Source organism: Micromonospora sp. NPDC049662 (genome assembly GCF_040675055.1).
Lineage (GTDB): Bacteria > Actinomycetota > Actinomycetes > Mycobacteriales > Micromonosporaceae > Micromonospora.
The window spans coordinates 23,977-47,134 of the sequence record NZ_JBFAOC010000039.1 but is presented as its reverse complement, the minus strand read 5'-3'; the positions used below and the strand labels follow the sequence as shown (position 1 = coordinate 47,134).

At 73.7% G+C, this 23,158-nt stretch carries 23 protein-coding genes; 11 read left to right on the top strand and 12 right to left on the bottom strand.

The window, feature by feature from the left end:
* Nucleotides 1-86: 86 nt before the first annotated feature.
* The 3 genes from AB0J36_RS24620 to AB0J36_RS24610 all read right to left on the bottom strand — a co-directional run bounded on the left by AB0J36_RS24620 (nucleotide 87) and on the right by AB0J36_RS24610 (nucleotide 2,784).
* The gene (locus AB0J36_RS24620) at nucleotides 87-857 is read right to left on the bottom strand and encodes a hypothetical protein (protein ID WP_357128129.1); all 771 of its coding nucleotides are present in this window, start codon (nucleotides 855-857) and stop codon (nucleotides 87-89) included.
* 341 nt (nucleotides 858-1,198) lie between these two features.
* Complete coding sequence (locus AB0J36_RS24615; protein ID WP_357128126.1) at nucleotides 1,199-2,305, bottom strand: SPFH domain-containing protein; 1,107 nt, start codon at nucleotides 2,303-2,305, stop codon at nucleotides 1,199-1,201.
* A gap of 5 nt (nucleotides 2,306-2,310) precedes the next feature.
* Entirely contained in the window at nucleotides 2,311-2,784 is a 474-nt protein-coding gene (locus AB0J36_RS24610) for an NfeD family protein (RefSeq protein ID WP_357128123.1), read from the bottom strand.
* Nucleotides 2,785-2,882: 98 nt separating this feature from the next.
* Here AB0J36_RS24610 and AB0J36_RS24605 point away from each other — a divergent pair, with 98 nt between their 5' ends.
* Complete coding sequence (locus tag AB0J36_RS24605) at nucleotides 2,883-4,184, top strand: serine hydrolase domain-containing protein (protein WP_363661156.1); 1,302 nt, start codon at nucleotides 2,883-2,885, stop codon at nucleotides 4,182-4,184.
* Nucleotides 4,185-4,263: 79 nt separating this feature from the next.
* Here AB0J36_RS24605 and AB0J36_RS24600 read toward each other — a convergent pair whose 3' ends face one another.
* Nucleotides 4,264-5,076 carry a DUF3097 domain-containing protein gene (locus AB0J36_RS24600; protein ID WP_357397119.1) on the bottom strand — a complete coding sequence of 271 codons (813 nt, stop codon included), beginning with the start codon at nucleotides 5,074-5,076 and terminating at the stop codon, nucleotides 4,264-4,266.
* Between the two features lie 370 nt (nucleotides 5,077-5,446).
* Between AB0J36_RS24600 and AB0J36_RS24595 the strand changes: the two genes are divergently transcribed.
* Nucleotides 5,447-6,241, top strand: coding sequence for a hypothetical protein (locus tag AB0J36_RS24595; protein WP_355052729.1), 795 nt, complete (start codon nucleotides 5,447-5,449; stop codon nucleotides 6,239-6,241).
* 144 nt (nucleotides 6,242-6,385) lie between these two features.
* Here the strand turns inward: AB0J36_RS24595 and AB0J36_RS24590 are convergent, their stop codons facing one another.
* The 4 genes from AB0J36_RS24590 to fabG all read right to left on the bottom strand — a co-directional run bounded on the left by AB0J36_RS24590 (nucleotide 6,386) and on the right by fabG (nucleotide 9,837).
* Nucleotides 6,386-7,165 (bottom strand): HAD-IIA family hydrolase, encoded by a 780-nt coding sequence (locus AB0J36_RS24590; RefSeq protein WP_355052728.1) that lies wholly within the window; start codon nucleotides 7,163-7,165, stop codon nucleotides 6,386-6,388.
* The gene (locus AB0J36_RS24585) at nucleotides 7,158-8,210 is read right to left on the bottom strand and encodes a ferrochelatase (RefSeq protein WP_357128113.1); all 1,053 of its coding nucleotides are present in this window, start codon (nucleotides 8,208-8,210) and stop codon (nucleotides 7,158-7,160) included. The genes AB0J36_RS24590 and AB0J36_RS24585 overlap by 8 nt, the downstream gene beginning before the upstream one ends.
* A gap of 126 nt (nucleotides 8,211-8,336) precedes the next feature.
* Nucleotides 8,337-9,104, bottom strand: coding sequence for an enoyl-ACP reductase FabI (fabI, locus tag AB0J36_RS24580; RefSeq protein ID WP_357128110.1), 768 nt, complete (start codon nucleotides 9,102-9,104; stop codon nucleotides 8,337-8,339).
* A gap of 28 nt (nucleotides 9,105-9,132) precedes the next feature.
* Complete coding sequence (gene fabG, locus AB0J36_RS24575) at nucleotides 9,133-9,837, bottom strand: 3-oxoacyl-ACP reductase FabG (protein ID WP_355052725.1); 705 nt, start codon at nucleotides 9,835-9,837, stop codon at nucleotides 9,133-9,135.
* Between the two features lie 155 nt (nucleotides 9,838-9,992).
* On the opposite strand from fabG, the gene AB0J36_RS24570 reads away from it, so the two are divergent.
* From AB0J36_RS24570 to AB0J36_RS24555, 4 genes are all read left to right on the top strand, one after another.
* The gene (locus tag AB0J36_RS24570; RefSeq protein ID WP_357128107.1) at nucleotides 9,993-11,243 is read left to right on the top strand and encodes a histidine kinase; all 1,251 of its coding nucleotides are present in this window, start codon (nucleotides 9,993-9,995) and stop codon (nucleotides 11,241-11,243) included.
* Nucleotides 11,240-11,902 (top strand): response regulator transcription factor, encoded by a 663-nt coding sequence (locus tag AB0J36_RS24565; RefSeq protein WP_357128104.1) that lies wholly within the window; start codon nucleotides 11,240-11,242, stop codon nucleotides 11,900-11,902. The genes AB0J36_RS24570 and AB0J36_RS24565 overlap by 4 nt, the downstream gene beginning before the upstream one ends.
* 101 nt (nucleotides 11,903-12,003) lie before the next feature.
* Nucleotides 12,004-12,900 carry an alpha/beta hydrolase gene (locus AB0J36_RS24560; RefSeq protein ID WP_357397110.1) on the top strand — a complete coding sequence of 299 codons (897 nt, stop codon included), beginning with the start codon at nucleotides 12,004-12,006 and terminating at the stop codon, nucleotides 12,898-12,900.
* Nucleotides 12,897-14,150, top strand: coding sequence for an acyltransferase family protein (locus tag AB0J36_RS24555; protein WP_357397107.1), 1,254 nt, complete (start codon nucleotides 12,897-12,899; stop codon nucleotides 14,148-14,150). The genes AB0J36_RS24560 and AB0J36_RS24555 overlap by 4 nt, the downstream gene beginning before the upstream one ends.
* Nucleotides 14,151-14,521: 371 nt before the next feature.
* On the opposite strand, the gene AB0J36_RS24550 is transcribed toward AB0J36_RS24555, so the two are convergent.
* The 3 genes from AB0J36_RS24550 to AB0J36_RS24540 are packed head-to-tail and all read right to left on the bottom strand — an operon-like array spanning nucleotide 14,522 to nucleotide 17,555.
* Nucleotides 14,522-15,472: a VWA domain-containing protein gene (locus AB0J36_RS24550; protein ID WP_357128095.1), complete on the bottom strand. Its 951-nt coding sequence runs from the start codon at nucleotides 15,470-15,472 to the stop codon at nucleotides 14,522-14,524.
* The gene (locus tag AB0J36_RS24545; RefSeq protein WP_357128577.1) at nucleotides 15,469-16,470 is read right to left on the bottom strand and encodes a DUF58 domain-containing protein; all 1,002 of its coding nucleotides are present in this window, start codon (nucleotides 16,468-16,470) and stop codon (nucleotides 15,469-15,471) included. Before AB0J36_RS24545 ends, AB0J36_RS24550 begins: the two co-directional genes overlap by 4 nt.
* Complete coding sequence (locus tag AB0J36_RS24540; RefSeq protein ID WP_355052719.1) at nucleotides 16,449-17,555, bottom strand: MoxR family ATPase; 1,107 nt, start codon at nucleotides 17,553-17,555, stop codon at nucleotides 16,449-16,451. The genes AB0J36_RS24545 and AB0J36_RS24540 overlap by 22 nt, the downstream gene beginning before the upstream one ends.
* Before the next feature lie 241 nt (nucleotides 17,556-17,796).
* On the opposite strand from AB0J36_RS24540, the gene AB0J36_RS24535 reads away from it, so the two are divergent.
* The 3 genes from AB0J36_RS24535 (at nucleotide 17,797) to AB0J36_RS24525 (ending at nucleotide 20,575) form a co-directional block, all read left to right on the top strand.
* Nucleotides 17,797-18,027: a hypothetical protein gene (locus AB0J36_RS24535; protein WP_357128092.1), complete on the top strand. Its 231-nt coding sequence runs from the start codon at nucleotides 17,797-17,799 to the stop codon at nucleotides 18,025-18,027.
* A gap of 381 nt (nucleotides 18,028-18,408) precedes the next feature.
* Nucleotides 18,409-18,948: a PH domain-containing protein gene (locus AB0J36_RS24530; protein WP_363661160.1), complete on the top strand. Its 540-nt coding sequence runs from the start codon at nucleotides 18,409-18,411 to the stop codon at nucleotides 18,946-18,948.
* 40 nt (nucleotides 18,949-18,988) lie between these two features.
* Nucleotides 18,989-20,575: a PH domain-containing protein gene (locus tag AB0J36_RS24525; RefSeq protein ID WP_363661155.1), complete on the top strand. Its 1,587-nt coding sequence runs from the start codon at nucleotides 18,989-18,991 to the stop codon at nucleotides 20,573-20,575.
* Between the two features lie 98 nt (nucleotides 20,576-20,673).
* Here the strand turns inward: AB0J36_RS24525 and AB0J36_RS24520 are convergent, their stop codons facing one another.
* A complete protein-coding gene (locus tag AB0J36_RS24520; RefSeq protein WP_357397101.1) occupies nucleotides 20,674-21,750 on the bottom strand; it encodes a phosphatase PAP2 family protein in 1,077 nt (358 codons plus the stop codon).
* A gap of 116 nt (nucleotides 21,751-21,866) precedes the next feature.
* Between AB0J36_RS24520 and AB0J36_RS24515 the strand changes: the two genes are divergently transcribed.
* Both AB0J36_RS24515 and AB0J36_RS24510 read left to right on the top strand, forming a co-directional pair.
* Nucleotides 21,867-22,271, top strand: a complete 405-nt coding sequence (locus AB0J36_RS24515) for a hotdog domain-containing protein (protein WP_355052715.1) — start codon at nucleotides 21,867-21,869, stop codon at nucleotides 22,269-22,271.
* Nucleotides 22,268-23,098, top strand: a complete 831-nt coding sequence (locus tag AB0J36_RS24510; protein ID WP_363661154.1) for an MBL fold metallo-hydrolase — start codon at nucleotides 22,268-22,270, stop codon at nucleotides 23,096-23,098. Before AB0J36_RS24515 ends, AB0J36_RS24510 begins: the two co-directional genes overlap by 4 nt.
* The last annotated feature ends 60 nt before the right edge of the window (nucleotides 23,099-23,158 follow it).

Below are 23,158 nucleotides of genomic sequence, written 5' to 3'. Positions count from 1 at the left end.
GGGCCGATTCTTGACGCGAACCTCTTGATCACCGAGGCGAGGCGAGGTGGGGTGGGGTGAGGCGGGGCCGGCGCGGGTTGGGGGGGTTAGGGGGTTGGGGGGGTGGAGAGGCTGGCGTTGGCGGCGTCGTCGGCGGTTTGGCGGGGCATCAGGCGGCCGCTGCGGTAGCCGATGCCGATGCCGGCGATCAGCACGAAGATCGCGCCGAACGTCTGGAGCGACCCGATCAGGGCGCCGCCGAGGCCGAGCAGCGGCGCGGCGATGATCAGCATGACCCCGTCGCCGAGGCTGAAGGTGCCCGAGCGGGCCACCGCCCACCCGGTGAGGAACCACCCCGCGCTGTAGAACGTCGCGCCGAGCAGCACCAGCGACCGCGCGGTGGTGCCGAAGACCGGCGTCTGCTCCTCGAACCCGGCGAACGGCAGCATCAGCACCGTGCCGGCGATGCTGACCAGCAGCCCGGCGGCGGCCACCCGCCGGCTGCGGGTCGCGGCCAGCAGGCCGGTGAGGGCCAGCAGCGCGAGCAGGCCGAGCCAGACCGCCGCCACCCAGCCGATCAGGTACACCGCCTGGCCGTCCGCCGGATACGGGTCGTTGCCCACCCCGCCGTCGCTGGCCATCGCCACCGCGCCGTAGAGGATGGCGTACGCGGGCAGCAGCCACACCGCGGCCCGCGCGAACCGGCGTACCGACCAGGCCCAACTGGCGTTCGTGGCGGGCGCGAGCGGGCTGGGCTCGCCGACGAATGGCAGTACGCCGAAGCCGCCGCCGCTGCGCCGGGAGCCCAGTGGCGCGACCGGATCGTGCGCGCCGGGTACGGGGGCCGAGGACCACATCCGATTCGCCGGATCCTTCATGCGTCACCTCGCTCGTCCACGAGCGGTGCGGGACGCGCCGGGGCGCCCCGATTGCCTGGTCACCACCCGTCCTAGGACCGATCGTGGCAGGCGTCGGAGCGCCCCATGAGCCTTTCTCGCATTTACCTCCGGCGTCCGGACCCCGGCCCGGCACCGCCCGGCCAGCCGCACCCACTCGACGCCGCCGGACGCGCTTTACCCGGCGCTCGACGCCGCCGGACGCGCTTACCCGGCACTCGACGCCGCCGGACGCGCTTTACCCGGCGCTCATTGCCGCCGGACGCGCTTACCCGGCGCTCGGTGCCGCGCGGCGGCCCGCACCGCGCGGCCCGGGTGCCGGGTCAGCCGCGCTCGCGCTGGTCCGTCGGGTCGTTGACCAGACTGTCCGGGGTGACCGGCTCCGGCGCGGGCAGGCCCTGCGGCTTGTTGCCGCCGGTGGCCTGCGCCTCGGCGACGCGTACCTCGTCGTGGATCTGCTGGGCGGCGGCGGCAGCAGCCTGCGCCGCCGCCGCGGCCTCGCGCTCGACCTGGCTCGCGTGGTCGGCGGCCTCCGGCGCGGGCACGTCACCCACCATCTGGCTCAGCCCACCGAGCGCGCCACCCATGCCCTCCAGCGCCTTGGTCAGCTCGGCCGGCACGATCCAGACCTTGTTGGCGCTGCCCTGTGCGATCTGCGGCAGCGCCTGCAGGTACTGGTAGGCGAGGACCTTCTGGCTCGGGTTCGCCTGGTGGATCGCGTCGAACACCGTCCGGATCGCCTTCGCCTGGCCCTCGGCCTGCAGGATCCGGGCCTGCCGGTCACCGTCGGCCCGCAGCACCGCGGACTGCTTCTCGCCCTCGGCGGTGAGGATCTGCGACTGCTTGTGCCCCTCGGCGGTGAGGATCGCGGCGCGGCGGTCCCGCTCGGCGCGCATCTGCTTCTCCATCGAGTCGCGGATGCTGGCCGGCGGCTCGATCGCCTTGATCTCGACCCGGGTCACCTTGATGCCCCAGCGGCCGGTCGTCTCGTCCAGCACCCCGGAGAGGTGCCGGTTGATCTCGTCGCGGCTGGTCAGCGCCCGCTCCAGATCGAGCGAGCCGATCACGTTGCGCAGCGTGGTCACCGTCAACTGCTCGATCGCCTGGAGGAAGCTGGAGATCTCGTACGTCGCCCGGACCGGGTCGACCACCTTGAAGTAGAGGACCGTGTCGATCGAGACCACCAGGTTGTCCGAGGTGATCACCGGCTGCGGCGGGAAGCTGACCACCTGCTCGCGCATGTCGACCTTGGTACGGACCGCGTCGATGAACGGCACCAGCAGGTTGAGACCGGGGCTGAGGGTGCGCTTGTACTTGCCGAGCCGTTCCACCACGTCATGGCGCTGCTGCGGCACGATCCGCACCGCCTTGGCCAGCGTTATCACGGCGATCAGCGCCACCGCGATCACCAGCACCCCGAATATCGTCATCCCGTTCACCCTCTCGCTTCCGGCAGCTCGCCGGCGGAAGAAACGTCGTCCTGCCACACCAGGGCGGTCGCGCCCCGGACCTTTATCACCCGAACCCGTTGACCGGGCTCGAAAGTCTGCGTCGTGTCGTACGCCCGGGCCGTCCACAACTCACCGTCGATCTTGACGAGCCCGTGGTCGGCGTCCACCCGCTCCAGCACCAGCGCCGTGGAGCCCTCGATGGCCTCCACGCCGAACGGCTGTTCGCCGCTCTCCAGCGCCGACCGGCCGTGCCGCTTGATCACCGGTCGGACCACGACCAGGCTCAGCGCGGACACCACCGCGAAGACCAGCGCCTGCACGGCGACCGGCGCGCCCAGGGCCGCAGCGCCCGCGGCGGCGAACGCCCCGGCCCCGAACATGATCAGAAACAGGGTCGTCGTGAAGATCTCGGCGACCGCCAGCACCACACCCAGAACGATCCACACCACCGCGTCCACACCACGATCGTGACACGCAAATGCTCGCGCGGCTCCCCCGCGAAGATCAGTAGGCTCGGCGAGGCCCATCCAGCGGCGGCCCGACCCGAGGAGATGCGTTGACCCTGCTACCCGAGACCGCCCGACAGATCGACGCGCGGGTCGCCCAGGCGCAGGCCGACGGCCACGTCCCGTCGCTGGTGCTGGGCGTGGTCCGCGACGGCGCGCTGGCGCACCTGGCCGTCGCCGGCGAGCACCCCCGCCCGGACGTCGACCTGCAGTACCGGGTGGGCTCGATCAGCAAGACGATGACCGCCACCCTGATCATGCAGTTGCGCGACGCCGGCCGACTGGCTCTCGACGACCGGCTGGAGCAGCACCTGCCGGGCACCGGCCTCGGCGCGCTCACCCTGCGCCAACTCCTCGGGCACGCCAGCGGGATCCAGCGCGAACCCGAGGGCGACTGGTGGGAGCGCAACGAAGGCGTCGACCTACCGACCCTGCTCGCCGGGGTCACCGCCGACAAGATCGCTTACTCCCCGCACAGCACGTACCACTACTCCAACCTGGCGTACGGGCTGCTCGGCGGGGTGCTCGAACGACTCACCGGGACGCCCTGGGCAGACCTGCTCGACCAGCGGATCCTCACCCCGCTGGGCCTGCGCCGCACCACCTACGCGGCCACCGAGCCGTACGCCCGCGGTTACGTCGTCCACCCCTGGCACCACACGTTGCGCGAGGAGCCGCGCACCGACACCGGCGCGATGGCCCCGGCCGGGCAGCTCTGGTCGACGATCGAGGACCTGGGCCGCTGGGCCGCGTTCCTGGCCGACCCCGACCCGTCGGTGCTGGCCGCCGAGACGCTGACCGAGATGTGCGCCCCCGTGGTGATCAGCGACCTCGACTCCTGGACCGGCGGGCACGGCCTGGGGCTGGAGCTCTACCGCGACGGCGAGCGCGTGTACGTCGGGCACGGCGGCTCGATGCCCGGGTACGTGGCCGCCCTCGTGGTGCACCGGCCCAGCCGTACCGCCGTGATCGGCTTCGCCAACTCGTACGGCTTCCCGATCACCACACTCGGCCGTCGGCTGTTGACCACCGTGCTGGATGCCGAACCGGCGCTCAGCCAGCCATGGCGGCCCGCCACCACCGCGCCCGCTGCCGACGTGGCCGAGCTGACCGGTCGCTGGTGGTGGATGGGCACCTCGCTGGACCTGAGCTCAGATGCGGGTGAGCTGGTGGCTCACGTACGCGGCGAGCGGGTGAGCCGGTTCACCGCCGAGGGGACGGACCGCTGGCGGGGACGCTCCGGTCCGGAGAACGGCGAGATCCTGTCGGTGCTGCGCGATGACGACGGACGGGCGACGGCGATCGACATCGCCACATTCGTCTTCACGCGCAGCCCGGACGAGGCCCCCTGACCCGCCGTCCGACCTTGAGCGCCCGGCCTTGAGCGCCCGGCCTCGAGCGCCCGGTCGGCGGTCACGGCGGAGCAGGCGGTCAGGCCGGCTCGGTGACGAAGTCGATCAGGCGCTCCATGGCGTTGATCAACGGAGTCTCGACGTCGGCGAAGCTGTTCACCCGGGACAGGATGTGCCGCCACATGTCGGCCGGCTCTGCCACCCCGAGAGCCGCGCAAACGCCCTCCTTCCACGGCCGCCCCGGGGGCACCACCGGCCAGGCCGCGATGCCCAGCGCCGCCGGCTTCACCGCCTGCCACACGTCAACGTACGGATGCCCGGTCACCAGCACGTACGGCGAGGTCACCCGGGCCACGATGCGGCTCTCCTTGCTGCCCGGCACCAGGTGGTCGACGAGCACGCCCAGTCGTCGGGTCGGACCGGGGGCGAAGTCCCGCACCGCCGCGTCCAGGTCGTCGATACCGTCCAGCGGCTCCACGACCACACCCTCGACGCGCAGGTCGTCGCCCCAGATGCGCTCGACCAGCGCGGCGTCGTGGATGCCCTCGACCCAGATCCGGCTGGCCTTGGCGACCTGGGCGCGGACGTTGTCCACCGCCACCGAACCGGACGCGGTCCGCCGGCGGGCCGCCGGCACCACAGCGCGGGTCGGGCGGCGCAGCGTCACCGGGCGGCCGTCGAGCAGGAACGCCGCCGGCAGCAGCGGGAAGTTACGCCGTTTACCGTGCCGGTCCTCCAACACCACCGCGCCGGCCTCGAAACCCACCACCGCGCCGCAGAAGCCGGAGTCGGCGTCCTCCACCACGAGATCCGCTTCGGCGTCCACCTCGGGGGTGACCTTCCGTCGCCGCCAGTCCCCCGCCAGCACGTCCTCGCCGTATCGCCCCGCCATGGAGATCACGCTAACCCGCCCTCCCCCAACCCCCTCCCCCCGACACACCGCCACGCCCCGTTCCCACCCCGCCCCGCCCCAACCCGCCCCGCCCCACCCGCCGCGCCCCCGCCGCGCCGCGCCCCGCCCCGCCCCGCCCCGCCCCGCCCCGCCGATCATGGAGTTGTGGTGGCGCACGAAGCCCTATCAACTGTCAGCAATCAGGCACCGCAACTCCATGATCGACGGGATCGGGGGTGGGTTGGGGGCGGGGTGGGGGTGGGTTGGGGCAGGGCGGTAGTGGACGGGGCGAAGGGGGCAGTTCGGGGCAGGCAGGGCGGCCGGAGCGGCAGCCGAGACAGGGCCACCGATCACCACGTACCCTTTCGGCATGTCCACCCCCGCAACGGGCGCGGCCACGCTTGCGCCGCGCCGGTCGAGCCGGTTCGTTGCCTGGGTGCGCGCGTGGCGCGCCGGGTTGGTGCCGTACGACGAGGTCGCCGACGCGATCGCCGGTGACGAGGAGCATCTCGTCGCGGACGCCCCGGGCACCTGGACCGACGTGCCGCTGGGTGCCGCGCTGCCCACCCTGGCCAAGCTGTCGCCCGACGAGATCCGGCTGGTGCTGCCCGCGCCGGGCGACCCGAGGGGTCTGCCCGGCCCCGGCGACTTCGCCGGAGCGGCGCTGGTGGCGGGCGAGGCGGTGGTGGCCGGTGGGCTGGGCCTGATCCCGCAGGTACGCAGCCACACCTCCGGCTCCGGGGACTGTTTCGAGACGGTGTTGTGGCGGGTCTACCCGCTGCCGGCCGACGCGCCGGCCGCCTCGCTGTCGCTGCCCGGGGCCGCCGAGGCCGAGGCCGAGTTGGCCGCCGCGCTGGCCGAGACGACCGCCGTGCTGACCCGGCTCGACGTGGCCCAGTGGCGGCCCGAGCTGGCCGGCGCGCTGGCCGCGCTGCGCCGCCCGGACGGCACCACCGACCTGCCACCGGGATTCGACCCGCGGGCCCGCCGGCTGTTCGCCCGGGCTGCGGTGCTCGACCGGGTGCTGGCGTTGGCCGGGCACGCCGCCCCGGGCGGCGCGATCAACAACTACGAGGCCCAGCAGCGCGACGCCGCGCTCCGCCCGCTCACCGCAGCCTGCCGCCAAGCCCTGGTGGCCGCCTGCAACGCCCCCCTACGCCCGTAACGCCCCCGCGCGCCACGCCCCCGCGCCGCGCCGCGCCGACTCACCACGTCGATCTTGCACTTTCTGCTGCGACCTAAAGGGCGTCACGCCCCATATCGGCGACAGTAAGTGCAAGATCGACGAGAGCGGGGCGCGCGGGCGGGGTCACACCTCGTCGATCAGGTCCGCGACCGAGTTGACGATGCGGGACGGGCGGTACGGGTAGCGCTCGGCCTCGGTACGGCTGCTGATGCCGGTGAGCACCAGGATGGTCTCCAGCCCGGCCTCCAGGCCGCAGAGGACGTCGGTGTCCATCCGGTCGCCGATCATCGCGGTGGTCTCCGAGTGCGCGTTGATCGTGTTCAGCGCCGATCGCATCATCATCGGGTTGGGCTTGCCGACGAAGTACGGCTCCACCCCCGTCGCCTTGGAGATCATGGCGGCGACCGAGCCGGCGGCCGGCAACGCCCCCTCGACGGACGGGCCGGTCACGTCCGGGTTGGTGCAGATGAACCGGGCCCCGTCGTTGATCAGCCGGATCGCCTTGGTGATCGCCTCGAAGCTGTAGGTGCGGGTCTCACCGAGCACCACGTAGTCCGGGGCGAAGTCGGTGAGCACGTACCCGACGGCGTGCAGCGCGGTGGTCAACCCGGCCTCGCCGATGACGTACGCGGTGCCGCCCGGCCGCTGGTCGGCGAGGAACTGGCCGGTGGCCAGCGCTGAGGACCAGATCGACTCCTCCGGCACGTCCAGCCCCATCCGGCTCAACCGGGCCGTCAGGTCCCGCGGCGTGTAGATCGAGTTGTTGGTCAGCACCAGGAACGGCTTGCCGGAGGCGCGCAGCCGGTTGACGAACTCCGGCGCTCCGGGCACCGGCTGGCCCTCGTGCACCAGCACGCCGTCCATGTCGGTGAGCCAGCTCTGCACGGGCTTGCGGTCATGCATCGGTGCCCCCAGCAGGCGTCGGTCGGCGGGTCGGTACACAGCAGACGGTGGGACAGGTGTCCCACCTGGGCAGGTCCCCGAGGTGGCGGCGCAGCTGCGCGCCGTCCGGATCGGTGCGCTCGGTGACCAACTCCCGGACCATGGTCACGAAGCGCGGGTCGGTGCCCGGGGTGCCGGCCCGGACGAAGTCGAGGCCGAGCTGCTTGGCGGTCTCCAGGGCCTCGGTGTCCAGGTCCCACACGACTTCCAGATGGTCCGAGACGAACCCGATCGGGCTGACCACCACGCCGGTGACACCGCCCTCGGCGAGCGCGTTGAGGTGGTCGTTGATGTCGGGTTCCAGCCACGGCACGTGCGGTGGGCCGGACCGGCTCTGCCACACCAGGTCGTACGCCAGGTCGGGGGCGGCGGCCGCGGCCACCAGGCGGGCGGTCTCGCGTAGCTGCGCCTCGTAGCGGCCGCCGTGCGGGCCGGCGTTGGCCGCCATCGAGGTGGGGATGGAGTGGGCGGTGAACACCAGTCGGGTGGTGACCCGCTTCGCGGGGTCGAGCTGGGCGAGGGCGGCCCGGACCGCGTCGACGTGGGGCTCGACGAACCCGGGGTGGTCCCAGAACTGCCGCAGCTTCTCGATCACCGGCGCGTCGGGCCCGACGGCGGCGCGGGCGGCGGCGATGTCCTCCTGGTACTGCCGGCAGGACGAGTAGCCGCCGTACGCGCTGGTGACGAAGGCCAGCGCGCGGGTCACGCCGTCGTCGCGCATCTGGCTGACGGTGTCGGCGAGCATCGGGTCCCAGTTGCGGTTGCCCCAGTAGACGGGCAGGTCGACACCGTGCGCGGCGAAGTCGGCGCGGACGGCGGCGAGCAGGTCACGGCACTGCTGGTTGATCGGGGACACCCCGCCGAAGTGCTGGTAGTGCTCGGCGACCTCGGCCAGCCGCTCGGGTGGCACCCCCCGGCCACGGGTCACGTTCTGTAGGAACGGCATCACGTCCTCGGGCCGTTCGGGCCCGCCGAAGGACACCAGCACCACCGCGTCGTACGCCATGGGGGTCATTCTTGTCCCTCGCCCAGGACGGCCCGGCGACGCCCCCTGCCGGCGGGTGCGGGCGCCGTGTTAGGAAGGGCCCCCTGCTCTACGGCAAGCGTTAACAGGGTGCCCTTCCTTACAACGTCAGGAACCCATGGCGTGGTAGCCGCCGTCGACGTGCACGATCTCGCCCGTGGTGGCCGGGAACCAGTCGGAGAGCAGCGCCAGGCAGGCCCGCGCGGCGGGCTCCTGGTCGTTGAGGTCCCAGCCGAGCGGGGCACGCTCGACCCAGGCGTCCTCGAACTGGTCGAAGCCGGGGATCGACTTGGCGGCGATGGTACGCAGCGGCCCGGCGGCGACCAGGTTGCTGCGGATGCCCTGCTTGCCCAGGTGCAGGGCCAGGTAGCGGGAGGCGGACTCCAGGCCGGCCTTGGCGACGCCCATCCAGTCGTAGACCGGCCACGCCTTGGTGGCGTCGAAGGTCAGACCGACCACCGCGCCGCCGGCCGACATCAGCGGCAGCGCCGCCATCGCGAGGGACTTGTACGAGTAGGTCGACACGTGCAGGGCGGTCGCCACGTCCTCCCACGGCGCGTCGAGGAAGCCACCGCCGAGGCAGCTCTGCGGGGCGAAGCCGATCGAGTGCACCACACCGTCGAGCCCGTCGACGTGCTCGCGGACCCGGTCGGCGAGGCTGGCCAGGTGCTCGGCGTTGGTCACGTCGACCTCGATCACCGGCGCGGGCTCGGGCAGCCGCTTGGCGATCCGCTCGACCAGGGAGAGCCGGCCGAAGCCGGTGAGCACGACCTGAGCGCCGTTCTCCTGGGCGAGTTTCGCCACCGAGAAGGCGATCGAGGCGTCGGTGATGACACCGGTGACGAGCAGCCGCTTACCGGCGAGCAGTCCGGACATGCAGGGTTTCCTCCGTAGTCAGAGAAGGTCAGTGGCCCATGCCGAGGCCGCCGTCGACCGGGATCACGGCCCCGGAGACGTACCCGGCGCCGTCCGATGCCAGCCAGGTGACCACGGCGGCCACCTCGTCCGGGCTGGCCATCCGGCCGGCCGGGATGGACTTGCGGATCTCCGCCTTGCGGTCGTCGGACAGGCCGGCGGTCATGTCGGTGTCGATGAAGCCGGGCGCCACCACGTTCGCGGTGATGTTGCGGCTACCCAGCTCGCGGGTGACCGAGCGGGCGACGCCGACCAGGCCGGCCTTGCTGGCGGCGTAGTTGACCTGTCCGGCGCCGCCGGAGAGGCCCACCACCGAGGAGATGAAGATCATGCGGCCCCACTTGGCCCGCAGCATCTTGCCCGAGGCGCGCTTGGCGACCCGGAACGCGCCGGTGAGGTTGGTGTCCACCACGTTGGTGAACTGCTCCTCGGACATCCGCAGCAGCAGCGTGTCGTCGGTCATGCCGGCGTTGGCGACCACCACCTCGACCGGGCCCAGCTCGGCCTCGACAGCGGTGAACGCGGCATCGATCGAGGCCGCGTCGGTGACGTCGGCGCGTACGCCGAACAGCCCCTCGGGGGCCTCGCCACTGCGGTGGGTGACCGCCACCCGGTCGCCCTGCTTGGCGAAGGCCTGCGCGATGGCCAGGCCGATTCCCCGGTTGCCGCCGGTCACCAGCACGGTACGGGCCACGGTTCCTCCTTGCGACTGCTCAGCATGGACGCGTCGGAGCCTAGGCGTTACCCGCAAGTAAGCGCTAACGGGTGTGGTGTCCCACCCAGGTACGACCTGGGGATCAACCTGCGGGGGCACGCCCGGTGGCACCCTCGGCCCGTAGCCTCCGGGTGGTGAACCGGCAACCTGTCGTCGTGGCTCTGGGAGCGCTGGGGCAGACCCTGTGGGGCCCGGACGCCCCGCCCGAACGGTCGTTGCTGGCCCGTTGGCCCCGGCTCGCCCGCTACGCCACTCCGGTGGGGCTGCTCGCCGCGCTCGGCCTCTTCCTGATCACGCTGACCGTGGAGAGCGAGTGGGGCCTGCCGCTGCCGGTCGCGCTGCTGTTCGCGGCGATGACCGTGGCGCCGCTGCTGGCGCTGCCCCGGCGTCCGCTGCTGGCGTGGCGGCTGACGGTGTTGGCCCTGCTGATCTGCACGTTCAACGCGCCGGCCGACCGGTCCTGGCCGTGGACCCCGCCGCTGGCGCTCGGGTCGGTCGCGGTGCTGGCGGTGGTCGTCGCGCGGGTCGACCGGCCGGTGCTGGCCTGGGTGGTGACGATCAGCACGGTGCCAGTGTTCACTCTGGTCCACCCCGACAACCGGGTGCCTGTCCTGCTGCTGCTCGGTGCGCTGGCGATCGTCGGCGACCTGTTCCGTCACAACCGGCTGTCGCGGCGCGCCCTGGCCGCGCAGACCGAACTGAGCGAGCGCGAGCAGGAGCGCCGCGCGGTGCTGGAGGAGCGCACCCGGATCGCCCGTGAGCTGCACGACGTGGTCGCACACCACATGTCGCTGATCGCCGTGCAGGCCGAGACCGCGCCGTACCGCCTCGACGACGTGCCCGCCCCGGCCGCCGCCGAGTTCGTCGCCATCGCCGGCTCGGCCCGCGACGCGCTGACCGACATGCGGCGGCTGTTGGGGGTGCTGCGCAGCGAGGCCAGCGGGCCGCAGACCACTCCGCAGCCCGACCTGGCCGACCTGGGCGCGATGGTGGACGCGGCCCGTCGCGCCGGGCTGGCCGTGACCCTGGACGCCGAGCCGCCGGGTCCGGTGCCCGCGCCGGTCGGGCTGGCCGCGTACCGCATCGTCCAGGAGGGCCTGGCGAACGCGGCCCGGCACGCGCCCGGCGCCGCGGTGCGCGTCACCGTCCGCTCCGGTCCGTCCGCTCTGGGAGTACGCGTCGACAACTCCCCGCCCGACGCCCCGCCGACCGCCTTTCCGCGCGGTGCCCCACCGACCGCCGACGGCGGGGCGGGGCACGGGTTGACCGGCATGCGGGAGCGCGCCACCTCGCTCGGCGGTACGTTCACCGCCGGGCCGCTACCCGACGGCGGGTACGCGGTGGCGGCCGAACTGCCGTACGAGGTGGGGAGCCTGGACACATGATCAAGGTGCTGATCGTCGACGACCAGGCGATGGTCCGGCAGGGCTTCGGCGCGCTACTCGCCGCCCAGCCCGACCTGCTGGTGGTGGGCGACGCCGCCGACGGCGCGCAGGGGGTCGCCGCCGCGCGTCGGCTCGACCCGGACGTGGTGCTGATGGACGTTCGGATGCCGGTCCTGGACGGGCTGGCCGCCACCCGTCAACTGTTGGGCGACCGCTCGGCGCAGCGCCCCCGGGTGCTCATCCTCACGACGTTCGACCTGGACGACTACGTGTACGAGGCGCTGCGGGCCGGCGCGAGCGGCTTCCTGCTCAAGGACGCGCCCGCGGCCGACCTGGTGCAGGCGGTGCGGGTGGTGGCCGCCGGGGACGCGCTGCTCGCCCCGGCGGTGACCCGTCGACTGATCGCCGAGTTCGCGGCCCGCCCGGACCGTCGCCGGCCCCGCCCCACCGACCTGGCCGGGCTGACCCCGCGCGAGACCGAGGTGCTGCGGTTGATCGCCCGGGGCCGCAACAACGCGGAGATCGCCGCTGACCTGGTGGTGGCGGAGCAGACCGTGAAGACCCACGTCGGGCGCATCCTGGCCAAACTCGGCCTGCGCGACCGCGCCCAGGCCGTGGTGCTGGCGTACGAGACGGGTCTGGTCGCCGCCGGCGAGTAGCGCCTCGGGGCCACCCGGGAGACAGCTCCCCGGTACGACGACCGCGACCCGTTCGCCCCCGCACTCTCCCCTTCCGGACGTCATTCGGGAGGGAGAACGTGATGCGACGACGAGGTGTCACACGTGTCGCTCTGAGCGCGTTGCTCGGGGGGAGCCTGGTCCTGCCCGGCCCACCGGAGCCGGTCATGGAGGTGGGGTTCGTCGAGGCGTACCCCGGCACGGCGGCGGCGATGCGCGCGGCCGGCCCCCCGTATGCGGACTGGGCGGCGCACGGACGCCGTTTCCTGGTCTTCGACCCGCGCGGCGACGGGCGGGCGGTGGAGGTCCTCGGCGACCTGGCGGGCGCGGACCGGATCGCGGTGCTCGTGCCCGGGGTGGGCAGCACGCTCGCCGACTTCGACCGTGGACTGGGCGGGGTGCCGCGGCGGGCGCCGTCGGTGCAGGCGGCGCAGCTCTACCGGCAGATCCGGTCGAGCGACCCCACGGCGCGGGTGGCCGTGCTGGCCTGGCTCGGCTACGACCCGCCGGACGGGTTGGTGGGCGCCGCCAGCGACGCCGACGCGCGGCGTGGGGCGACCGGACTGGCCCGGCTGCTGCGGGAGCTGGTCGCGCGCCGTCCGGCCGCGACGATCACGCTGATCGGGCACAGCTACGGGGCCCTGGTGGCGGCGCTGGCGGCGGCGCACGCCCCGGCGCAGGTCACCGACGTGGTCAGCCTCGGTGGCGTCGGCGCAGGTGTGCCGCGCGCCGGCGATCTGCGCGCCGGACTGCGGTTCTGGGCGGCCGAGGCGCCGTCCGACTGGATTCGCCGGGTGCCGCCCGTGCGGCTCGCCGGCCTCGGGTACGGGCGTCGCCCCGGCGATCCGGCGTTCGGGGCCCGTCCGCTGCCGGTGGACGGGGTGTCCGGGCACGACGACTACCTGGACACGGGCACCGCCACCCTGATCGCGGTCGCGGCGGTCGTGCGGGGCGCCGGTCCGGTCGAGGACGCCCGATGAGCCGCGACCGCACCGTCGACGCGTTGCGGGCGTACGCGATCGGTGGGGTGGTGCTCGGGCACTGGCTGGTCACCGGGCTGGTGCTGACCGGTGACGGCGGGCTGCGTCAGGCCAGTCCGCTGACCGCGCTGCCGGCCCTGGCACCGGTCACCTGGGTGTTGCAGACGCTCGGCCTGTTCTTCTTCGCCGCCGGCTTCGGTTCGGCCCGGTCGTTGGCCCGTCACCGGGGCACCTCGGCCGGCTGGCTGGCCCGCCGTTCACGTCGGTTGCTGCTGCCCACGGTGGCGCTGCTGGGCACCGGGGCCGCCGTGCTGCTGGCCGCCACCGTGGCGGGCGCGTCGGACGACACGCTCGCCGTCGGGCTCCATCTCGCGGCCAGTCCGCTCTGGTTCCTAGCGCCGCTGCTGCTCCTGGTCGCCTTGAGTGGCCCGCTGCGCGCCGCCGTACGCCGATGGGGTGTGACGCGCTGCGCGCTGCCGGCGGTGGCCGTGGTGGCGGCGAGCGACCTCGCGGTCCGCCTGCTGGCCGACGGCGTTGCCGTGCCACCGGTCGGCGTGCTGGCGGCCTGGTCGGTGCCGTACCTGCTCGGCGTCGCGTACGCCGACGGACGGCTGGCCGGCCGGCGGGCGGCGGGACTGCTCGCCGGTGGCGGGGCCGTGGCGCTGGCCGTGCTGGTGGCGGTGGGCTACCCGATCAGCGCGGTCGGCGTGCCCGGGGCCGGCGTGTCCAACCTGAACCCGCCGTCGCTGCTGGCCGTGGCGCTGGCGGTCACCCAGGTCGGGCTGGGTCTGCTGGCCCGGACCGGGTGGGAACGGCTGCTGGACCGGCCGCTCGCGGGCCGGGTGGTGACCGCGGTGAACAGCGACGCCGTGCGGATCTACCTGTGGCACCAGCCGGTGCTGGTCGCGGTGACCGCGCTCACCGCCCGGGGTGGCCTGGCCCTGCCCGGACTGCACACGACGCCGGACGGCCCGGGGTGGGTGCTGGCCCGGTTCTGCTGGTTGCCGCTGCTCGCCACGGTGCTGGTCACGGTGGTACGCGGCGGGCGCGGGAGCGGCTCGACGCCCCGTCCGGCCGGGCCGGGCCGGCCGCGCGGTGGAGCGCTCGCGGACCGGTCGGCCGAGTGCGTGCCGAGAGCGGCTCAGGTGTACGATCATCGACGTTCGGACCGGGCCGACCTGCAGGAGGTGATCGCTGTGCGAGATAGCGATCCTCCTAGTCGTGGCCGGGCCGATGGTCAGCCCCGCTGAGCCACGACTCAGTCTGGCGAGCTGACCCCGCTCCGCTCCCGCACCACCTCGGTTAACGCCGTTGTGCGTGCCGCGCCGTCCGGTCTCCGGACGGTCGCCGGGAGCCGCCCGGTCACGACTTCGTGTGCGCGTCCCCACCCCCTGCGGTCCGCCCCCGCTCGCGGACCGTCCAGCCGCCACTCGGAGCCGTCCATGAGCCGCTACGTCGCCCCGCTGGGCTTCACCCTCGCCGCCGTCTGGGTGGCCGTCGTCTTCGTCCTGGCCGGCGGCGGTCACTGACCACCACCGGCCGTTCGTCGGCCGCTCGCCTCGCTGTCCCGACCGTCGGCCGCTCCGGCCTCGCACGGGCCGTCGGGCGTCCCGGCTGGCGGTCAGATCATCCGTGACGACCAGAGCAGGCTGAGCGCGCCGGCGCAGAGCGCCAGCAGCAGCGCCAACCCGGCGTACCACTGGGTCACCTCACGCGGCTCGGTCCGGAAACCAATCGAACTGCCCATGTCCTGGTAGACCTGCTTCAGCTCGCTCACCGAGGCCGCCTCGTAGAAGTAACCCTCGGTCGTCTCGGCCAGCTCGGCGAGGGCCAGCCGGTCCACCGGCACCCGTTGGAGCTGCCCGCCGATGTCGACCTGACCCGTGTCGGTGCCGAACGCGATGGTGGAGACCGGCACGTTGGCCGCCTGCGCGGCGGCCGCCGCCTCCTCCACCGACCGACCCGAGGTGCGGAACCCGTCCGACAACAGCACGATGCGCGCCGGCGGGATACCCGCCGCGCCGTCGGCCGGCACCGACCGGATCGCCTCCAGGCAGGTGAACACCGCCTCACCCGTCGCGGTCGCCTCGGCCAGCACCAGCCCGTCGATCGCGGCGGTCACCGCGTCCCGGTCCTTGCCCGGCGGCACCAGCACGTTCGCCGCCTTGGCGAACGAGACGAGGCCCAGGTTGTAGCTCGCCGGCAACTCGCCCACGAACTGCTTGGCCGCCTCCTGCGCGGCCTCCAACCGGTTCGGCGCCACGTCGTCGGCCTGCATCGACAGCGACACGTCGATGGCGAGCATCACGGTCGCCCGCTCCAACGGCTCCTTCGTGTCGATCGCGGGGCGGGCCAGGGCCGTGGCGAGCACCAGCAGACACAGCAGGAACGCGGTCGCCGGCACGTGCCGCCGCCAACCCAGGCCCTTGGGCGCGACGGTACGCAGCAGGTCCACGTTGGTGAACCGCATCGCGTACGCCCGGCGGTGCAGTTGCCGCCAGACGTAGAACGCGGCGAGCGCGAGCACCGGCAGCACGGCCAGCAACCACCACGGTTGCAGAAAACGGATCATCGTGTCGTCCCCCGGGTACGCGCGTGCCGCTGCGCGGCCACGAAACGCACCATGTCCAGCAGCCAGTCTCGGTCCGTACGCAGACGCAGGTGGGCCGCGCCGGCACCGCGCAGCGCGGCGGCGATCGTGGCCCGTTGGGCGGCGGCGGCCTCGGCGTAGCGCTGCCGCAGCCGGGGGTCGGCGGTCTGCACCTCGTGCAGCTCACCGCTCTCCGGGTCGACCACCGGAAGCACGCCCACATCGGGCAGCTCCAGCTCACGTGGGTCGACCACCTCGATCGCCAGCACGTCGTGCCGGACGCGCAGCTTGCGCATCGGCCGGGCCCACTGCTCGACCGGCGCCAGGAAGTCCGAGACCACCACGGCCACCCCGCGCCGCCGGGGCGGGCGGTTGAGCATGTCGACAAGCGCGCCCAGGTCACCCCGGCCGGGCTGGATCGCCGTGCCGGCGACGGCGCGCAGCAGACCCTGCGCCTCCTTGCGGCCGGAGCGGGCCGGCAGCCGGGTCAGCACGCCCGGACCGGCCGGAGGCGGGCCAGCCCGCCAGCGCCGCGCGGGCGTGGACGCGCCACCGCCGGTGCCGATCACCGCGCCGATCCGGTTGCCGCCGCGCACGGTCAGGTGGGTGATGGCGGCGGCAGCGGCCACCACCACCTCCCGCTTGAGCCACTGCCCGGTGCCGAAGTCCAGGCTCGCCGACAGGTCCAGCGCCAGCCACGTCTCCAACTCCCGGTCCGCGACCGTGCGCCGCACGTGCGCGGTCGTGGTCCGCGCGGTCACCGGCCAGTCCATCCGGCGTACGTCGTCACCGGGGCGGTACTCCCGCGACTCCCCCGCCTCACTGCCCGGCCCGGGGAGCAGACCGGCGTAGTCGCCCTGGAGCAGACCGTCGAGCTTGCGGGTGACCAGCAACTGCAGTCGGGAGAGCACGGCCTCGCTGCGGTCACCCAGAGGGGCGGGACGAGGGGTGGGTGAGGTCACGGCCGCTGCCCGGGCCAGCCCGCGCCGGGTGGTGGGGCGCTCGACGGCGGGGTGGCCTGCTGCCGGGGCGCGACCGACGGAAGCGGAATCGTCGACATCACCCGCTGCACGATGTGGTCGGCCGGCACGTCGTCGGCGAGCGCGTCGTAGCTGAGCACCAGCCGGTGCCGCAGGATGTCCGGGGCGATGTCCTGCACGTCCTGCGGCAGGGCGTAGTCGCGTCCCCGCAGCAGCGCCAGCGCGCGGGTGGCCCGGACCAGACCGAGCGAGGCGCGCGGGCTGGCCCCGTACTGGATCAGTTGAGCGACGTCCGGCATGCCGTGCTCGGCGGGCGTACGGGTGGCCAGCACCAGACGAACCGCGTAGTCGACGAGCGCGTTGTGCACGAAGACCTGGTCGGCCTTGCGTTGCAGCGCGATCAACTCGGGGGTGTCGAAGACCGCCGTCGGTTCCGGCGCGGCCACGCCCATCCGGTAGACGATCTCCCGCTCCTCGGCGTCGGTCGGATAACCCACGACGATCTTCATGAGGAAGCGGTCCCGCTGGGCCTCCGGCAGCGGGTAGACGCCCTCCTGCTCGATCGGGTTCTGGGTGGCCATCACCAGGAACGGATCGGGCACCCGGTGGCTCTCCCCGCCGATGGACACCTGCCGCTCGCTCATCACCTCCAGCAGCGCCGACTGCACCTTGGCCGGAGCACGGTTGATCTCGTCGGCGAGCAGGAAGTTGACGAAGACCGGGCCCAGCTCCACATCGAACTTCTCGCTCGACTGCCGGTAGATCCGGGTGCCCATGATGTCGGCCGGCACCAGGTCGGGGGTGAACTGCACCCGGGCGAAGGACCCGCCGACGACCTTCGCGAGGGTCTCCACGGCAAGGGTCTTGGCCACGCCGGGCACACCCTCGAGTAGGCAGTGGCCGCGCGCCAGCAGCGCGACGAACATCCGCTCGACCATCCGGTCCTGGCCGACGATCACCCGTTTGATCTCGAACAACGCCTTCTCCAACAGGGTGGCGTCCTGTGCGGGCGTGGTCACCGGGGCGGGCGCCTGGGGTGCCGCCCCGTTGGGCGTCGGGGCGTCGGGCGTGGTCGGCTGGGCCACCGGTCCTCCACAGCGTTTGTCGGTCGTCGCGGCTGGTGCGGTATCAAGACTCGCATGCCTTCCTGAGTGTCGAGGCGGGGAGAAGCCGATTTTCGCCACGCGGTCCCGAGCATCGAATCGCGCGTCACGGGTGGACAGGGACCGGGCCGCCGCGTGTACGATTCATCCCGTCGCCGGGCGGCTCCCCCCGTGGCCGCCCGGCGCTCAAACTTCCGCCCCCGGCCGCCCTAGACTGGCCCGGATGAACGTCCCCACCCCCGCCGACGAGGCCCTGGTCTGTTCGGCACGAGGCTGCCGCGCCCCCGCCGTCTGGGCGCTGGAGTGGAACAATCCCCGCCTGCACACCGCCGACCGGCGCAAGACCTGGCTGGCCTGCGCCGAGCACCGGGACACTCTCGGAGCGTTCCTGGACGCCCGTGGCTTTCTCCGTACCGTCACTCCGGTGTCCGGATCGCCTACCCTCGACGTGTGAGCGAGCGATGAGGCACAGCAGCGCGGCGGCGCGGGGCGCGTGGAACGGATCTGGTCGATGAGCCCGGAGGACCGCGCCGACCCACCGGCCTCCCCTGGCCCCACCGTTCCGTCCCCACCGACCTCCCCGGCGGCGGCACCGCCCGACATCGCGCCGCCGCCCGGCGCGTTCCCGGCGCCCGGCACGCTCGGCCCGGACCCGTCCCCGCCGGACGCCTCGTCACCGGCCCCGCTGCCGCCGAACGCCGTACCGCCGTCGGCCGGTCACGCCGCCCTCTCACCCCCGCCCGACCTGCCGGCCCCTGGCCTCCTGCCACCTCCCGGCCCCGTGCCGGCTCCCGGCTCCGTGCCGGCTCCCGGCCTTTCGGCGGCTCCCGGCTCCGTGCCGGCTCCCGGCCTTTCGGCGGTGGGGCACGCCTGCGCGACGTCGGACCGTGGACCGTTGGAGCCGTGGCCCGACACCGTACGGTGGCAGCGGATCTCGACCGACCTGATCTGGGTGGAGTTGATCCGACTCGCGATCGTGGTGGCCATCGGCCTGGCCGTGACGGCGGTCGGCTGGGCACTGAGCGGTCACTGGCTGTTCGGACTCGCCCTCGCCATCGTGCTGGTGCTCGGCGGGTGGCGGGCCACGGCCATCGTCCGGGCGGTACGCGCCTGGGGCTACGCCGAGCGCGACGAGGACCTGCTCGTGCGGCACGGACTGCTGGTCCGCCGGTTGTCCATCGTCCCGTACTCCCGCATGCAGTTCGTCGACGTGAGCGCCGGCCCGCTGGAACGCGCCTTCGACCTGGCCACCGTGCAGTTGCACACGGCGGCGGCCGCCAGTGACGCGCGGGTGCCCGGCCTGCGTCCGGCGGAGGCATCCCGACTGCGCGACCGGCTCACCGCGCTCGGTGAGGACCGGGCGGAGGGGCTGTGACCAGCCACGCCGACCGCCGACGCCACCGGGCGCTGGCCCGATGAGCGAGAGCCCCGTCGAGCCCGGCACCGTGCCGCCACCGCCCGACCGCGACGCGCCCCCTGCCGGCCCGCCGCACGCCGGTGTGCCGCCGCACGTTGGTGTGCCGCCGCACGTTGGTGTGCCGCCGCACGCCGGTGTGCCGCCGCACCCTGCGGGGTCCCCGGATGGCGGCGGGACGCCGTATCCCGCTACGCCGCCGTACTCGGCCGGGCCGCCGTACTCGGCCGGGCCGCCCGGGGCGGTCCAGCCCTGGCCCGCCCCGGTGAGCGGTGGTGGCGGGGAGCCTCGACAGCGGCTGCACCCGCTCAGCCCGCTGCTGCACGGTGCCAAGTCACTGGTCGTGGTCATCGCCGGCCTGTCCTGGTCGACACTGTCGCGGGTCGGCTTCGGTTGGTTCGCCGCCATGGTCGTGGTGCTGGCGCTCGGCGCGACCGTGCTGTCGGTGATCAGTTGGTACAACACCGGCTACCACGTGGTGGGCCGCGAGTTGCGGGTGCACGAGGGGCTGCTCTGGAGGCGTACCCGGGCCATCCCGTTGGAGCGGTTGCAGGCCGTGGAGGTGGTGCGGCCCCTGCTCGCCCAGCTCACCGGCCTGGCCGAGCTGCGCCTGGAGGTCGTCGGAGGAGGCAAGACCGAAGCGCCGCTGGCGTACCTCGGGGTGGCCGACGCGACCCGCCTGCGGGAGCGGCTGCTGGCGCTCGCCGGGCGCGTGGCGCCGCCCGGCGACACCGCGCCCGCCACGCGGGTCGAGACGCCGACGGCCGTGCGGGCTCGGCCACTGCACGCGGTACGCAACCGGGACCTCCTGGTCAGCCAGTTGCTCACCCCGCAGGCGTTCCTGCTCCCGTTCGGCGTTGCCTTCGTCGTGGTGCAGTTCGTCACCGCCGGGTCGTGGTCGTTCATCGCGGTGGCGAGCACGTTGACCGCGATGGCCGGTGTGCTCCTGCAACCGATCCGTCGGGTCCTCGATGACTGGAACTTCCGGCTGGCCCGCGACGGTGGCACCCTGCGGGTGCACAACGGCCTACTGGAGACCCGGGCGCAGACCGTGCCGCTGGACCGGGTCCAGACCGTACGGGCCACCTGGCCGCTGCTGTGGCGGGTCAACGACTGGCTGCGACTGCGGTTGGAGGTGGCCGGCTACTCGATCGCGGAGGCCGACGACCGCAACCGACCGGACCGGCTGCTGCCGGTGGGTGACCTGCCGACCGCCACGATGATCGTTGGCGAGGTGCTGCCCGGCGTACGCCTGGACGCGCTGACGCTGAGCCCGCCACCGCCCCGGACGCGCTGGCTGCACCCGCTCGGACGTGGCGCGCTCGGCGCGGGCCTGTTCGATCGGGTCTTCGCCACCCGGTCCGGGCTGCTCACCCGGCAGTTGGCGATCGTGCCGTACGCCCGGATCCAGAGTGTGCGCGTCGTGCAGGGACCGGTGCAGCGCCGGCTGCGGCTCGCGACCGTGTACGCGGACACGGCCGGCGGCTCGGGCGCGGCGGCCCAGGACCGCGACCTCGCCGAAGCCTGGTCCCTGGCAGCCGAACTAACCCGCAGAGCCCACCACCAAGCCCACCCCCCAACCCCCTAACCCTCACTCCCACCCCCTGACTCCTGTTGATCAAGAGGTTGGCGTCAAGAATCGGGCATTCGGTGACGCGAACCTCTTGATCAACAAGGACAGGGCGGTCAGTGGTCGGCGGGGACCGAGCGGTGGGTGGTGGTGCTGTCTGGTTCGCCGGGGGTCGGGGGTTCGGGCTGGCTGGTCGGGGGGTCGGGCTGGTTGGGGGGCGGTTGCGTTCCGGCCTTCGGGTGGCGGGCGCGGTAGGACCTCCACGCCCGCTCGGCCAGGCCGACGACCAGGTAGGTCAGCCCGACGTACGTCCAGCCCACCAGCACGTCGATCACGTAGTGCTCGCCGGAGTAGACCAGGGTGAAGGTCATCGCCAGGGGGTACGCGAGCAGCAGCGGCCACCACCGGCGGCGGGTGGTGTGCAGGAAGAACAGCACCACGAACAGCGCCCACGCGGTGTGCAGCGACGGCATGGCGGCGACCGGGTTCGAGGCGATCTGGCCGGCGTTGAGCACGTTGCCGGCGCCGTGCATGCCGAACGCCTTCCAGCCCCGGGTGGAGATCCGCGCCACCTCGGTGAGCAGGCCGTTCTGCGCGGCCCACCAGGGCGGCGCGGCCGGGTAGATGAAGTACGTGACCAGGCCGGCGGCGCACAGGAATCCCCACCGCCGCATGTAGGCGGCCCAGCGGTGCCGGTCGCGCATCCAGAGCACGGCGGCGGCGGCCAGCGCCACCACGAAGTGCGAGAAGTACACCCAGCTCGCCGCGATGTCCCACCAGTGCACCTGTGGGCGGTAGAGGTGCTCCTGCAGCCAGACGGTGGGCACCTCCCCGCCGGTGGCCCAGCCGAACATGAACCGGTCGGCGACGATCAGCTCCATGGCGTGCGGGGTGGCGCCGTTGTCGGCGAACCCGCGCGAGAGGTTGTACGCGGCCAGTAGCAGCACCACCGGTACCCAGTCCCGGGCGAAGCGCAGGTGGCTGCGCCACGGGCGGTCGCTGTTCCAGGCGATGGTCCCGAGCCAGATCCACACGAAGGCGTACGCCGGGTCGGTGGGCAGCCCGATGCCGAGCCACGCGCCGACGAAGGCGACCGCCCAGATCGTCATGGCGACTATGCGCCGACGACCCGCGTCCGGGGACGCGGGTGGGTCGGTCCGGGCGGGGGGCTGGGGGTCAGTCACGACGGCCATCGCGGTCAAGGTTAACGACGGCTACGGCATCGACCGACGGGTACCACCCTGCGCGGCGGCGCCGGGATCGCCGGGCGCGTGCTCGGCGGGCGCGGGGAACACCTAGGCTGACGACCATGCAGGAGCAGCCCGAGCCGGCCCTCGCGCCGGGTCTGACCGCCCAGGTCGAGCTGACCGTCACCGACGCGGACACCGCCCAGGCGGTCGGTTCGGGGGACGTACCGGTGCTGGGCACGCCCCGGGCGCTCGCGCTCGCGGAGGCGGCCACCGTCGCGGCCACGGCGACGGCGATGCCGCCCGGCTCCACGACGGTGGGCACCCGGGTCGAGCTGGAGCACCTCGCGCCGACGGTGGTGGGCCGCACGGTACGGGCGCAGGCGCTGCTGACGACGGTCGACGGTCGACGGTTGTCGTTCGAGGTCAGCGTCTCCGACGGCGACCAGACGGTGGCCCGGGGCCGGGTGGACCGGCTCCTGGTGGACCGGCAACGCTTCGTCGACCGGGCCGGGCGGGCGTCGTGAGCGGCGGGTTCGTCGAGGTCGCCGACCGGGTGTACGTGATTGTCGAGCCCCTGCTGCGGGTCAACGTCACGCTCGTCGTCGGCGACGACGGGGCGCTGCTGGTGGACACGCTCTCCTCGGCGGGGCAGGCGACCGAGCTGGCCGCCGCCGTCCGCGCGGTCACCGACCGTCCGCTGACCCTGGTCAACACGCACCACCACTACGACCACTGCTTCGGCAACGCCGTCCTGGCCGGCGACCCACCCCGACCGGTGTACGCGCACGAGCGGGCCGCCGCCGCTCTGCGCGACGACCCGGAGGGGCTGCGCCGGGAGGCGTACGAGGAGGTGCGCGCGGAGCACCCTGAGCTGGCCGCCGACCTGGCGGACACCCCGCTGCTGGCCCCGACGCACGCGGTGCACACGGAGACGACGCTCGACCTGGGCGGCCGGCGGGTGGTGCTGCGGCACCCGGGGCGCGGGCACACCGACGCGGATCTCGTGGCGCACGTGCCCGACGCGGACGTGCTCGTCGCCGGCGATCTGGTGGAGCAGAGTGGTCCGCCCGCCTTCGAGGACTCGTACCCCCTGCAGTGGCCGGACGCGGTCGCGGACCTGCTGCGGCTGACGACCCCGGGCACGGTGGTGGTCCCGGGCCACGGCGACGTGGTGGACGTCGACTTCGTCCGGGCCCAGCACGCCGAGCTGGTGCGGCTGGCCTGGCTGATCCGGGCCGCGCACACCGGCGGCGCGCCGCCGGAGCGGGTGGCCGCCGAGGCGCCCTTCGGGGCACGCGCGGCCCTGATCGCCGCCCGCCGCGGCTACCGCGAGCTGAACGGCGAAGCCTGACCCGGCCCACCCCCGGCCCCGGCCCCGGCCCCGCGCCCGGCCCACCCCCGGCCCACCCCG